Annotated in this window: 10 protein-coding genes and 1 pseudogene; 8 read left to right on the top strand and 3 right to left on the bottom strand. The window is 70.0% G+C overall.

What is annotated here, in order from left to right:
- Nucleotides 1-25 precede the first annotated feature (25 nt).
- Entirely contained in the window at nt 26-526 is a 501-nt protein-coding gene (locus K2Z83_RS14470) for a DinB family protein (protein WP_220595899.1), read from the bottom strand.
- 333 nt (nt 527-859) lie between these two features.
- Between K2Z83_RS14470 and kdpF the strand changes: the two genes are divergently transcribed.
- From kdpF to K2Z83_RS14430, 8 genes and pseudogenes are all read left to right on the top strand, one after another.
- Complete coding sequence (kdpF, locus tag K2Z83_RS14465; protein ID WP_220595898.1) at nt 860-949, top strand: K(+)-transporting ATPase subunit F; 90 nt, start codon at nt 860-862, stop codon at nt 947-949.
- The gene (gene kdpA, locus K2Z83_RS14460) at nt 949-2,694 is read left to right on the top strand and encodes a potassium-transporting ATPase subunit KdpA (RefSeq protein ID WP_220595897.1); all 1,746 of its coding nucleotides are present in this window, start codon (nt 949-951) and stop codon (nt 2,692-2,694) included. Before kdpF ends, kdpA begins: the two co-directional genes overlap by 1 nt.
- Before the next feature lie 82 nt (nt 2,695-2,776).
- Nucleotides 2,777-4,879: pseudogene (gene kdpB / locus K2Z83_RS14455) on the top strand (potassium-transporting ATPase subunit KdpB); the annotation flags it as partial.
- An 89-nt stretch (nt 4,880-4,968) separates the two neighbouring features.
- The gene (gene kdpC / locus K2Z83_RS14450; RefSeq protein ID WP_255603975.1) at nt 4,969-5,541 is read left to right on the top strand and encodes a potassium-transporting ATPase subunit KdpC; all 573 of its coding nucleotides are present in this window, start codon (nt 4,969-4,971) and stop codon (nt 5,539-5,541) included.
- Between the two features lie 111 nt (nt 5,542-5,652).
- On the top strand, nt 5,653-8,292 hold the full coding sequence (locus K2Z83_RS14445; RefSeq protein WP_220595894.1) for a sensor histidine kinase KdpD: 2,640 nt from the start codon (nt 5,653-5,655) through the stop codon (nt 8,290-8,292).
- Complete coding sequence (locus tag K2Z83_RS14440) at nt 8,285-8,986, top strand: response regulator (RefSeq protein ID WP_220595893.1); 702 nt, start codon at nt 8,285-8,287, stop codon at nt 8,984-8,986. The genes K2Z83_RS14445 and K2Z83_RS14440 overlap by 8 nt, the downstream gene beginning before the upstream one ends.
- Before the next feature lie 186 nt (nt 8,987-9,172).
- On the top strand, nt 9,173-11,173 hold the full coding sequence (locus K2Z83_RS14435; protein WP_220595892.1) for a glycosyltransferase family 39 protein: 2,001 nt from the start codon (nt 9,173-9,175) through the stop codon (nt 11,171-11,173).
- A gap of 66 nt (nt 11,174-11,239) precedes the next feature.
- Nucleotides 11,240-11,545, top strand: a complete 306-nt coding sequence (locus K2Z83_RS14430; RefSeq protein WP_220595891.1) for a helix-turn-helix transcriptional regulator — start codon at nt 11,240-11,242, stop codon at nt 11,543-11,545.
- A gap of 5 nt (nt 11,546-11,550) precedes the next feature.
- Here the strand turns inward: K2Z83_RS14430 and K2Z83_RS14425 are convergent, their stop codons facing one another.
- Both K2Z83_RS14425 and K2Z83_RS14420 read right to left on the bottom strand, forming a co-directional pair.
- The gene (locus K2Z83_RS14425; RefSeq protein WP_370650179.1) at nt 11,551-12,513 is read right to left on the bottom strand and encodes an AAA family ATPase; all 963 of its coding nucleotides are present in this window, start codon (nt 12,511-12,513) and stop codon (nt 11,551-11,553) included.
- Between the two features lie 127 nt (nt 12,514-12,640).
- Nucleotides 12,641-12,953 (bottom strand): DUF507 family protein (locus K2Z83_RS14420; protein ID WP_255603973.1); only part of this gene is annotated, 313 nt, incomplete at its 5' end.

Raw genomic sequence — 12,953 nt, 5'->3', positions numbered from 1 at the left:
CACGCCCACGCCGCCCCCACGCCCCCTATGTTCTTTCCAGCCAGAGCCCCTGCATGTGGCGCACCGAGATCACCTCGTTGGTGTGGTAGCTGTTGTGGCTGATCATGCCCTGGATGATCCCGTGGGCCGGGCCCCAGCCGGGGGCCACCTCGCGCTCAAGGGCGGCCGCGTCCATCTCGGCCACGAAGGCGGCGAAGGCGGCGTTGGCGTCCAGGCAGCGCCGGCGGGCCGCCTGCCAGGCCGCCTCGTCGGCCGGGTCGCCGATCCCCGGCCAGCCCGACCAGTCCTCCGCGCCGAGATCCTTGGGCTCGACGGCCTCGCCGCGCAGCATGCGCAGCGGCACCTCGTTCCAGAACCAGACGTGGTTGACCACCGCCCAGACGCTGTTGAAGCGCTCGGCGGGCGCGTGGGCGGCCTGGGCCGCCGTCAGGCCGTCGGTGGCCAGGCTGAAGGGGGCGAAGGCGATCAGCTTGTCGCTGTTGAAGTAGGCGGTGAGCGCTGTGGCCAGGTGTTGGGCCTCGGACATCGAGGGGCTCCTTTCGCACAAATGGTCGACGCTTGGCTCTATTCTACACTGTCATACAGGTCAGATTCTGCCATCATTCGGGCGCGCGTGCCGAATCGCGGCGCAGTTTTTACAAGGCCTTTACATCCCGGCCCAGATCTTCTACGCCGCGTTAACGCCCGGCCTGCTTCAATAGAGCACTGAGCAAAACGCTTGAGCCACTGAGGCACTGAGGTGTCGGCATTAAGGAGGCATGGTGATGGGAGATCTATTCTTTGTCGGGCTATCGCTGCTCTTCTTCGCCATGTCATGGGGCATGGTCGAGCTGATCGCACGCCTGATGGGGGAGGCGCTATGAGCCTGCTCTATCTTCTTGGCGGCCTGCTCGCCCTCGGGCTGATCGTCTACCTGTTTGTCGCCTTGCTACACCCGGAGCGCTTCTGATGACTGCCAACGGATGGCTCCAGATTGTCGTGTACATGGTCGTCCTGCTGGCCCTCTCCATGCCGCTGGGCCGGTACATGGCCCGCGTCTACGCGGGCCGCGCCACCTTTCTGGCCTTCGTGGAGCGCCCGCTCTACCGGCTCTTTGGCGAGGGCGCCAGCGCGGAGCAGGGGTGGCGGCAGTACGCGCTCGCGATGCTGCTCTTCAGCGGGCTGGGCATGCTCGTGGTGTACGCGCTCCAGCGGCTCCAGGCCGCGCTGCCGCTCAACCCGGCCGGCCTCGCCGCCGTCGCCCCCGACTCCGCCTTCAACACGGCGGCATCCTTCGCCACCAACACGAACTGGCAGGGCTATAGCGGCGAGGCGACGATGAGCTACCTCAGCCAGATGCTCGGCCTGAGCGTGCAGAACTTCGTCTCGGCCGCCTCGGGCATGGCCGTGGTCGCCGCGCTGATCCGCGGCATCGCGCGACGCACCACGGCGACGATCGGCAACTTCTGGGTCGATCTGACCCGCACGACGCTCTACATTCTGCTGCCGCTGTCCCTGCTGCTGGCCCTCGCGCTGGTCTCGCAGGGCGTCGTGCAGACGTTTGGCCCCTATGTGGATGCGCCGATGCTCCAGGCCACCACCGGCGTCGACGGCGGCCCGGTGACGGCGCAGGTGCTGCCGATGGGGCCGGCGGCCTCGCAGGTAGCGATCAAGCAGCTGGGCACGAACGGCGGCGGCTTCTTTAACGTCAACTCGGCGCACCCCTTCGAGAACCCCACGCCGCTGTCGAACTTCCTTGAGCTGCTGGCCATCCTGCTCATCCCGGCGGCCCTCTGCACCACCTTCGGCGCGCTGGTCGGCGACGCCCGCCAGGGCCGGGCGCTGCTCGCGGCCATGCTGATCGTCTTTGTGCCGCTGCTGGTTGTTGGGGTGGCCCAGGAGCAGGCCGGCACGCCGCAGCTGGCCGCCCAGGGGGTGGACCTGGCGGCGAGCGACGCGCAGCCCGGCGGGAATATGGAGGGCAAAGAGCTGCGCTTCGGCGTGGTCGGCTCGGCCATGTGGGCCGCCGCCACCACCGCCGCCTCGAACGGCTCGGTCAACAGCATGCACGACAGCTACACGCCCCTGGGCGGGCTGGTGCCGATGTTCCTGATGCTGCTGGGCGAGGTGATCTTCGGCGGGGTGGGCTCCGGGCTCTACGGCATGCTGGCCTTCGCGATCATCGCCGTCTTCATCGCCGGCCTGATGGTCGGGCGCACCCCGGAGTACCTGGGCAAGAAGATCGAGGCCTTCGAGATGAAGATGGCCGCGCTGGTCATCCTCATCCCCTGCGCCGTGGTGCTCGGCGGCGCGGCCCTGGCGGTGGCCACGCCCTGGGGCCGGGGCGCGCTCTATGACCCGGGCGTGGGCTACACCAGCATCTACAACCCCGGCGCCCACGGCTTCAGCGAGGTGCTCTATGCCTTCGCCTCGATGGGCAACAACAACGGCTCGGCCTTCGCCGGCCTGGGCGCCAACAACCCCTTCTACAACGTCGTCGGCGGCCTTGTCATGCTGATCGCGCGCTTCTGGCTGATGCTGCCCGTGCTCGCCGTCGCCGGCTCGCTGGCCGCCAAGAAGGCTGTGCCGGTTGGGCCGGGCACCCTGCCGACCCACACGCCGCTCTTTGTGGCCCTGCTGATCGGCGTGGTGATCATCGTCGGCGTGCTGGCCTTCGTCCCGGCCCTGGCGCTGGGGCCGATTGTGGAGTCGTAGGGCCGAAGCACTCGCCTTTGTCTCTTCGCGACAAAGGCGAGTGCTTCGGCCCTACGTGGCGACAAACAAATCTATGACCACCGAAACAAAGCCCCGCCCGCTCTTCGACGGGCCGATTGTCCGCCAGGCGATCATCGCCTCCTTCGCCAAGCTCGACCCACGGGCCCAGCTGCGCAACCCGGTGATGTTCGTGGTGCTGGTGGGCGCCGCGCTCACCAGCGCGCTCTGGGCGCAGGCCCTGCTCGGCCAGGGCGAGGCCCCGGCCAGCTTCATCTTTGCGATCAGCGCCTGGCTCTGGCTCACCATCCTGTTCGCCAACTTCGCCGAGGCCATGGCCGAGGGCCGCGGCAAGGCCCAGGCCGACACCTTGCGCAAGGCCCGCCGCGACGTGAGCGCAAAAAAAATGGTGAATGTTGAATTAGGAATATTGAATGACCATGCAGCGAACATTCAGCATTCAGCATTCACCATTCACCATTGTGCAGCCTCCGCGCTGCGCGCCGGCGACGTGGTGCTGGTGGAGGCCGGCGACAGCATCCCCTCCGACGGCGAGGTGATCGCGGGCGTGGCCTCGGTCAACGAGAGCGCGATCACCGGCGAGAGCGCCCCGGTCATCCGCGAGAGCGGCGGCGACCGCTCGTCCGTCACCGGCGGCACCACCGTGCTCAGCGACTGGCTGGTGGTGCGGATCAGCGCCAACCCCGGCGATACCTTCCTCGACCGCATGATCAGCATGGTCGAGGGGGCCAGGCGCCAGAAGACGCCCAACGAGGTCGCCCTGAGCATCCTGCTGGCCGCCCTGACGATCATCTTTCTGCTGGCCACCGTCACCCTGCTGCCCTTCTCGCTCTTCGCCGTGCGGGCGAGCGGCGCCGGCGCGCCGGTGACGCTCACGGTGCTGGTGGCCCTGCTGGTCTGCCTCATCCCGACCACCATCGGCGGGCTGCTCTTGGCGATCGGCATCGCCGGCATGGACCGCATGATCCAGGCGAACGTGATCGCCACCTCGGGCCGCGCGGTGGAGGCGGCGGGCGACGTGGACGTGCTGCTGCTCGACAAGACCGGCACGATCACCCTCGGCAACCGCCAGGCCGTCGCCTTCATCCCCGCCGACGGGGTGAGCGCGGCCCAGCTTGCCGACGCCGCGCAGCTCGCCTCGCTGGCCGACGAGACCCCCGAGGGCCGCAGCATCGTGGTGCTGGCCAAGGAGGCCCACAGCATCCGCGAGCGCAACCTCGGCGAGCTGGGCGCCGAGTTCGTGCCCTTCAGCGCCCAGACCCGCATGAGCGGCGTGAACCTGAACGCCAGCTGCATCCGCAAGGGCGCGGCCGAGTCCATCCAGCGCTATGTCGAGGGCCAGGGCGGCGCGCTGCCGAGCGAGGTGCGGGCCACGGTGGACGGGATCTCGCGGCAGGGCGGCACGCCGCTGGTGGTGGCCGATGGGGGCAGAGTCTTAGGCGTGGTGCAGCTGAAGGACATCGTCAAGGGCGGGATCAAGGAGCGCTTCGCCGAGCTGCGGCGCATGGGCATCAAGACGGTGATGATCACCGGCGACAACCCGCTCACCGCCGCCGCGATCGCCGCCGAGGCCGGCGTGGACGACTTTCTGGCCGAGGCCACCCCCGAGGCCAAGCTGGCGCTCATCCGCGAGTACCAGCAGGGCGGCCGGCTGGTGGCCATGACCGGCGACGGCACCAACGACGCGCCCGCCCTGGCCCAGGCCGACGTGGCGGTGGCCATGAACTCGGGCACCCAGGCCGCCAAAGAGGCCGGCAACATGGTCGATCTGGACAGCAACCCGACCAAGCTGATCGAGGTGGTGGAGATCGGCAAGCAGCTGCTGATCACCCGCGGCGCGCTGACCACCTTCTCGATCAGCAACGATATCGCCAAGTACGCCGCGATCATCCCGGCGGCATTTGCGGCGACCTACCCGCAGCTGAACGCGCTGAATGTGATGGGGCTGAGCTCGCCGGCGAGCGCCATCGTCTCGGCAGTGATCTTCAACGCGATCATCATCCCGCTGCTCATCCCGCTGGCCCTGCGCGGCGTGGCCTACCGGGCGCAGGGCGCGGCCCAGATGCTGCGGCACAACCTGCTGATCTACGGCCTGGGCGGGGTAGTGACGCCGTTTGTCGGGATCAAGCTGATCGACGTGCTCCTGAACATCCTCGGGCTCGCATAGTGTAAGGGCGCAGCAGTCAGATCGTGCCTGTCGCACAGCGACAGGCACGATCTGACTGCTGCGCCCCTACGGAGGTAATGATGCACACCTTGACCAACCAAATCCGCCCGGCCATCGTCAGCCTGCTGGCCCTAACGCTGATCACGGGCCTGATCTACCCGCTGGCCGTGACCATGATCGCCCAGGCGGCCTTCCCGCACCAGGCCAACGGCTCGCTGATCGTGGTGGGCGGCCAGGTGCGCGGCTCGGCCCTGATCGGCCAGCCCTTCGACGACCCGAAGTACTTCTGGGGCCGGCCCTCGGCCACTTCCCCGACGGCCTATAACGCTGCGGCCTCGGCGGGCGCGAACGACGGCCCGCTCAGCCCGGCCCTGGCCGAGGCGGTGCAGGCCCGCATCGACGCCCTGCGCGCCGCCGATCCCCAGGCGAGCGGGCCATACCCGGTCGACCTTGTCACTGCCTCGGCCAGCGGGCTCGACCCGCAGATCAGCCCGGCGGCCGCCGCCTTCCAGGTGCGGCGCGTCGCGGCGGCGCGTGGGCTGAGCGAGGAGCAGGTGCGCCAGCTGGTGGCGCAGTATACCGAGGGTCGCACCCTCGGCGTGCTGGGCGAGCCGCGCGTAAACGTGCTGGCGCTCAACCTGGCCCTCGACGCGCTACAATAGGCCCCATGAACCAGCGACCTGACCCCGACGCCCTGATCCGCCCGCTGGCGGGCCGACGAGGCCCGCCAGGCTCGCGGCAGGCTGAAGGTCTTCTTCGGCGCCGCCGCGGGCGTGGGCAAGACCTACGCCATGCTTGAGGCGGCCCAGGCCCGCGCCGCCGAGGGCGTCGATGTGCTGGCCGGCTATATCGAGACCCACGGGCGCAGGGAGACGGCGGCGCTGCTCGCCGGCCTGGAGCTGCTGCCGCGCCGGCAGGTGCGCTACCAGGGCGCAGGCCTGGAGGAGTTCGACCTGGACGCGGCCCTGGCCCGCCGGCCGCAGCTCATCCTGGTGGATGAGCTGGCCCACAGCAACGCCCCCGGCTCGCGCCACCCCAAGCGCTGGCAGGATGTGCGCGAGCTGCTGGCCGCCGGGGTCGATGTCTACACCACGCTGAATGTGCAGCACCTGGAGAGCCTCAACGACCTGGTGGCCCAGATCACCGGCGTGATCGTGCGCGAGACTGTGCCCGACTCGGTGCTGGAGCAGGCCGACGAGGTCGCGCTGATCGACCTCACCCCTGATCAGCTGCGCCAGCGGCTCAGCGAGGGCAAGGTGTATGTGCCGGCGCAGGCCGAGCGGGCCGCCGGCGGCTTCTTTCGCGCCGGCAACCTGCACGCGCTGCGCGAGCTGGCCCTGCGCCACATGGCCGACCGGGTCGATCAGGAGATGCGGCGCTACCGCCAGGACCACGCGATCAGCGAGACGTGGCCGGCCGCCGAGCGCCTGCTGGTCTGTGTCGGCCCGAACCCGGCGGCCGGCCGGCTGATCCGGGCCGCGCGGCGCATGGCCGCTCGCCTGCGCGCGCCCTGGGTCGTGGTCTATGTGGAGACGCCTGGCCACCTGCGCCTTCCTGAGGCCGCGCGCGAGGCGATCATCCAGAATCTGCGTCTGGCCGAGAGCCTGGGCGCCGAGACAGTGACCCTGAGCGGCGGGCGGGTGAGCGAGGTGCTGCTAGCCTACGCCCGCCAGCGTAACGTCTCCAAGATCGTCATCGGCAAGCCCGCAAGCCCAACCTGGCGCGAGCGGCTGCTCGGCTCGCTGGTCGATGAGATCGTGCGCGGCTCGGGGCAGATCGACGTGTACGCGATCAGCGGCGCGGCTGAGGAGGCCGCGCCGGCGCTCACCGTCGACATCGCCCGCTCGAGCCCGAGCCCGGCCTACGGCTGGGCGATCGCCGTGGTGGCCGCCAGCACCACGATCGCCGGCCTGCTCTGGCCCCACCTCGGCGTCTCCGACCTGGCCCTGGTCTACCTGATCGGGATCGTGCTAGTGGCCAGCCGCTTCGGGCGCGGCCCCTCGGTGCTGGCCTCGGTGCTGAGCGTGCTGGCGCTCAACTTCTTCTTCACCCAGCCCTACCTGACGCTCTTCGTCAGCAACCCGCGGATCGTGCTGACGCTGGTGGTCATCCTGCTGGTGGCGCTGGTGATCAGCTCGCTCACCGCGCGCACGCGGCGGCAGGCCGAGGCCGCGCTGCAGCGCGAGCGGCGCACGAGCGCGCTCTACGCGCTCAGCCGGGCCTACGCCAGCACCCGCGGCATCGCGCACCTGATCAGCGCCGCGGTGGAGCACACCAGCGGCACCTTCGACGGGCAGGTGGCCCTGCTGCTGCCCGACTCTGCGGGGCTGGTGGTGCCCTGGGGCGGGCTGAGCGGCTGGTGGGGCCAGGACATCACCGCGCAGATGATCTTCGCGCCGGGGCAGGCCGAGCTCGGGGTGGCCGGCTGGGTCTACGACCACGCTGAGCCGGCCGGCCTGGGCACCAACACGCTGCCCGGCGCCGACGCGATCTACCTGCCGCTGAAGGGCGCGCAGGGCATGGTCGGCGTGCTGGGGCTGCGCCCGAACCGGCGGCGCAGCGCGCTCAGCCCCGAGCAGCTGCACCTGCTGGAGACCTTTGTGAGCCAGACGGCCCTGGCCTTCGAGCGGGCCCTGCTGGCCGAGGCGGCCCAGCGCTCCGCCGTGCAGGTCGAGGCCGAACGGCTGCGCAACGCGCTGCTCTCCTCGGTCTCGCACGACCTGCGCACCCCGCTGGCGGTGGTGGCCGGCGCCCTGAGCAGCGCCCTCGACAGCTGGGAGATCCTGGGCGACGCCGCGCGGATCGACCTGATCCAGAACGCCTACGATGAGGCCGAGCGGCTCAGCCGGCTGCTGACAAACCTGCTGGAGATGACCCGGCTGGAGGCCGGCGGGCTGACGGCGCGCAAGGAGTGGCAGCCGATTGAGGAGGTGGTCGGCGCGGTGATCGCCCGCATGGAGCCGCGCCTGGCCGGGCGCGAGATCACGCTCGACCTGCCTGCCGACCTGCCGCTGGTGCCGCTCGACGCCGTGCTGATCGAGCAGGTGCTGCTCAACCTGCTAGAGAATGCCGTCAAGTACACCCCGCCCGGCGCGCCGATCACGCTGCGCGCCGAGGCCCAGGGCGACCCGCCGAGCGCCATCCTGGTGATGCTGGCCGACCGGGGGGCGGGCCTGCGCCCGGGCGATGAGGCGACGATCTTCGCGAAGTTCAACCGGGGCAGCCAACCGGCGGGGGGCGGCTCCGGCCTTGGCCTGACGATCAGCCAGGGGATTGTGCGCGCGCACGGCGGCCAGATCTGGGCCGAGAACCGCCCGGGCGGCGGGGCGATCTTCGCCTTCACCCTGCCGATCGAGGGCGCCCCGCCGCAGCTTGACCTGAGCCCCGATGAGGAGGAGCGGCCCCATGACTAGCCCACAGGCCACGATCCTGGTGATCGAGGACGAGCTGCCGATCCGCCGCTTTCTGCGCACGAGCCTGACCGGCAACGGCTACCGGCTGATCGAGGCCGCCAGCGGGCGCGAGGGGCTGCAGCTGGCCGCGGCAGCCCGGCCCGACTGTATCATCCTCGACCTCGGGCTGCCCGACATGGACGGGCTGGCGGTGGCCGGCGAGCTGCGCGGCTGGACCCAGACGCCGATCATCGTGCTCACCGCGCGCGGCCAGGAGCAGGACAAGATCGCCCTGCTTGACGCCGGCGCCGACGACTACCTGACGAAGCCCTTTGGCGCGGGCGAGCTGCTGGCGCGCATCCGGGCGGCGATCAGGCGAGGGGCGCTCGCCCAGCCGGGGCAGGGCGAGCCGGTCTTCCAGGTCGGCGCGCTCAGGGTCGACCTGGCCATGCGCCAGGTCTTCCTCGGCGCCGAGGAGGTCCGCCTGACGCCGATCGAGTACAAGCTGCTCGCCACCCTGGTGCGCCACGCGGGCAAGGTGCTCACGCAGCGCCAGCTGCTGATTGAGGTGTGGGGGCCGGAGTACGTGGACGCCGGCCACTACGTGCGGGTCTACATGCAGCACCTGCGCCATAAGCTGGAGGCCGACCCGGCCAGGCCAGTCTACTTCGTCACTGAGCCCGGCGTGGGCTACCGGCTGCGGCTCGATCTGTAGGGCGCCGCGCGTGGCGGCTACGGCGGCGCGGCATCGCTACGACAGAGCGTCATACGTGACAGCGATTTCACTACCCGCAGGAGATCTGTACACAGCATGCTCATCTGCCTGTGCTAGGGTGAGGCCGGTTGCCCCTCCGGCTGAAGCTGGGGCGCGGCGCGCGCCGCCCCCGTACAAGGCATGATGATGCACTCACAGACCCCCGCGCGCCCGGCGCTGCTCGGCGCCGCCCTCTTCGCCCTCTACGCCATCGCGACCGCCCGGCTCGACGAGCCGCACGGCATGGTGAACTTCTGGACCTGGCTCGGCCTTGCGCTGGTCGTCGCCGCCGCCGTCGCTGCCCCGCTGGCGGCGCAGCGCTGGTCGCACCAGGCTCAGCCCTGGGCCTATCGACACGGCGTGCGCCTGCCGCTGCTGGTCTGCGCTATCGGGCTGGGACTGCTGACCAGCCTGCGCTTCTACCTCTTCCTGCGGATCGGCCGGGACTTCGCCGGGGCGACGGCGGCCCTCTGGCTGGCAACTATTGCCGCGCTGCTCGCCGCCCTCGTCCCGTCCGCCCGTCCGGATCCACTGGCATGGCTCCGCGCCCACCGGGCCGAGCTGATCGGCCTGGGGCTGCTCACCCTCGCCGGGGCCGCGCTGCGCCTCTGGGAGCTCGGCGCCCTGCCACGGATCATCAACGGCGACGAGGGCCTGATCGGCACCTGGGCTGAGGATATCGGCAAGGCCTCGGGCATCCTGACCATGCCCTTCGCCGCCATGGACGGCGTCGGCACGCTCTACCTGGCGACGATGCAGCAGGTCTTCGCCCTGTTTGGCCCGACCGCCTTCGCCCTGCGGCTCCTGCCGGCCATCGCCGGCACCCTGGCCATCCCGGCGACCTACATGTTCGCCCGGCAGGTCGCCGGCCAGCGGGTGGCCATCATCGCGGCGGCCCTGCTCACCTTCTCGCACGTCCACATCCACTTCAGCCGCACCGTGGCCGTCTCCTACATCTACGCGACCCTGTTCGTGCCCCTGGCGCTCTACTTCCTGCTCAGCGGCCTTGAGCGCCGCAGCGCCCTGCGCCTCGTCCTGGCGGTGACGATGGTCGGCCTACACATCAACACCTACGTGGACGGCTGGGTCTGGCTGCTGCTGCTGCCGATCATGCTCGTCGCATGGGCCGTCTTCGACCGGTCGCTCTTCCGGGGCAACGGTGTGCCGCTGGCCTTCTTCGGCCTGGCCCTGGCCCTGATCATCACGCCGATGGTGATCTGGGGGCTATCATTCCCTGCCGAGTTCTACTCGCGCATGACCGTCGACGGCACGATCTCCTCGGGATGGCTGGCCAATGAGTCGCAGATCACCGGCCGACCCCAGATCGTCATCCTGCTCGACCTACTCTGGCAGGCCCTTGGCACCTTCACCCACCGGCCATTCATCGACTTCTACGGGGTGGGCGTGCCGACCCTCGACCCGTTGGCGGCCGGGCTGTGGGCCATCGGCCTGCTGATCGCGCTGTGGCGCACCCGCGAGCGGCGCATCCTGCTGCTGAACGGCTGGTTCTGGGCCGGCGTGGTGGCCCTCGGCCCGACAACGGTGCCGCCCTCGACCTACCACTACCGGCTGCTGGTGGCCCTGCCGGCGGCGATGGTGCTGGCCGGGCTGGCCGCCGACAGCCTGCTGACCTGGGCGCGCCCGCTGCTGGGCTGGCTGGGCTGGCCCGGCGCCGCCCAGCAGCGGCGGACCGGCGTGGCCCTGCTCACGACCGCGCTGCTCGTCGTCGCCGCGCTCAATATGCGCATCTACTTCGGCACCTTCCTGCCGGCCTGCCGCTATGAGACGACCCAGACCCGCCAGGCCGGCCTGCTGGGCAAATACCTGCACCTCCACCCAAGCAGCGTCTCCGCCTACGTGCTGACCACGCCGGGCAGCTTCCGGGCCGGCCCCTTTCTCTCGCTCGACTTTCTCAGCGGGCGGATGGCGGTGCAGAATATCGATGGCCCGCTGGCCGACGCGCGGCCCGCCGAGCTCGCGGGGAAGTTCCCGCAGGGCCTGGTCGTCGCCGCCGTGCCCGAGCGGGCGGACGATCTTGACCGGCTGAGCGGCTGGTTCCCAGGCGGGCGCTACACGGTCATCCAGGACTGCGGGGAGCCGGCGCTCTACCTCTTCGAGTGGCGCCTGCCGACCGTGCTGTCATCATAGCAATTCGATCTTGACATGAGACCTCTCAGGATTGTACAGTAGGCAAACACCTGAGGGAGGCCGACAATGATGACGGCGCACTCCGACCCAAACCCAGACAACCAACATCTCGCGATGGTCTGCAAGGCGCTAGGCAACCCCGTGCGCGTGCAGATCCTGCGCTACATCCAGCGCCACCCCAACTGCATCGGCAACGAGATCCTGCTGCACATGCCCGACGGCGGCCCGCACGCGCAGAGCACGATCTCGCAGCACCTGCGGGTGCTGCGCGAGGTCGGCCTGCTGGAGAGCTTCTGCGACGGCGCGGCTGTCTGCTACCGGGTGAACGAGGAGCGGCTGAGCTGGCTGAGCGCGCAGCTCAGCCAGCTCTAGGCGCGCTACTCCACCGGCACGGGGGTGCGGGCGAGGATCTGGCCGATCACATCGGAGGGGCGGCGGCCGCGCAGGCGGGCCTCGGCGTTGAGCATGAGCCGGTGGTTGAGCACCGGCTCGGCCAGAGCCTTCACGTCATCGGGCAGCACGAAGGCCCGCCCGTTGAGCGCCGCGCGGGCCTGCGCCGTCTGGTAGAGCGCGAGCGAGCCGCGCGGGCTGGCGCCCAGCTCCACGTCGGGGTGCTCGCGGGTGGCCCGCACCACCTCCACCAGGTAGCGCCGCACCACATCGGAGACGCCCACATCGCGCAGCTCGGCCTGGATCTGACGCACCTCGACATCGCCCAGCACCGGGGTCAGCGAGTCGAGCGGGCTGCTGTGCTGGTAGCGCGTCAGGATCTCCTCCTCCTCCTCGGCCGAGGGGTAGCCCATGCTCAGCCGGATCAGGAAGCGGTCGAGCTGGGCCTCGGGCAGCGGGAAGGTGCCCTCCAGCTCGACGGGGTTCTGGGTGGCGATCACCAGGAAGGGCCGGGGCAGCTTGCGCGTCTCGCCGTCGATCGTCACCGTGCGCTCCTGCATGGCCTCGAGCAGGGCGCTCTGGGTGCGCGGGGTGGCCCGGTTGATCTCATCGGTCAGCACGATCTGGGCGAAGATCGGCCCCTGGCGGAACTGGAAGTCGCCGAGCTTCTGGTTGAAGAACGAGAGCCCGGTCACATCGGAGGGCAGCAGGTCGGGCGTGAACTGGATGCGCTGGAAGCTGCAGCCCAGCGAGGCGGCCAGGGCGCGGGCCAGGGTCGTCTTCCCGGTGCCGGGGACATCCTCCAGCAGCACGTGGCCCTCGCAGAGCAGGGCGACGAGCAGCAGCTCGACGATCGGCTCCTTGCCGACGATGACGCGGGCGATGCTCTCCTGGGCGCGGGCGGCGATCTGACGGATCGCGGCGACCCGCTCGGCGCTGATCTGGGGCACGCGGAACTCCTTTGGCAAGGGGACAGGGGGCAGGGGGGAGGGGACAGGGGACAGGTGGCAGACGGAGCCCATGAGTACGCCCGTACTTCCTGGGTTCACCTATCCCCTGTACGCGGTCCCCTGTTCCCTACAGAATGTAGCCCTTCTTGCGGGCGATGTCCTCTTTATGCTTGCGGAAGAGGATGTCGCGCTCGGTGCCTTTGATCACACGGCTATACGAGGACAGGATCTGCTCGACCTCAGCGTCGATCTCCTCCTCGCGCCGCAGATCCTCGACAATATACTCGTAGATATGCTTGACGCGGGCGGCCCGGCCCACGCCGCGCTTCGCCCCGGGCTGCTCCTTATAGGCCAGCAGGCCGCGCTGCTCGAGATCGTCGTGCAGCCGCTCGGCGATCCGCCGTATCTTATCCTCGCTCAGCCGCATCGCACCCTCCCTC

It is taken from the genome of Oscillochloris sp. ZM17-4 (assembly GCF_019599295.1).
Taxonomy (GTDB): Bacteria; Chloroflexota; Chloroflexia; order Chloroflexales; family Chloroflexaceae; genus Oscillochloris.
The sequence above is the reverse complement of the archived record's forward strand: the minus strand, read 5'-3'. Positions and strand labels throughout refer to the sequence as shown.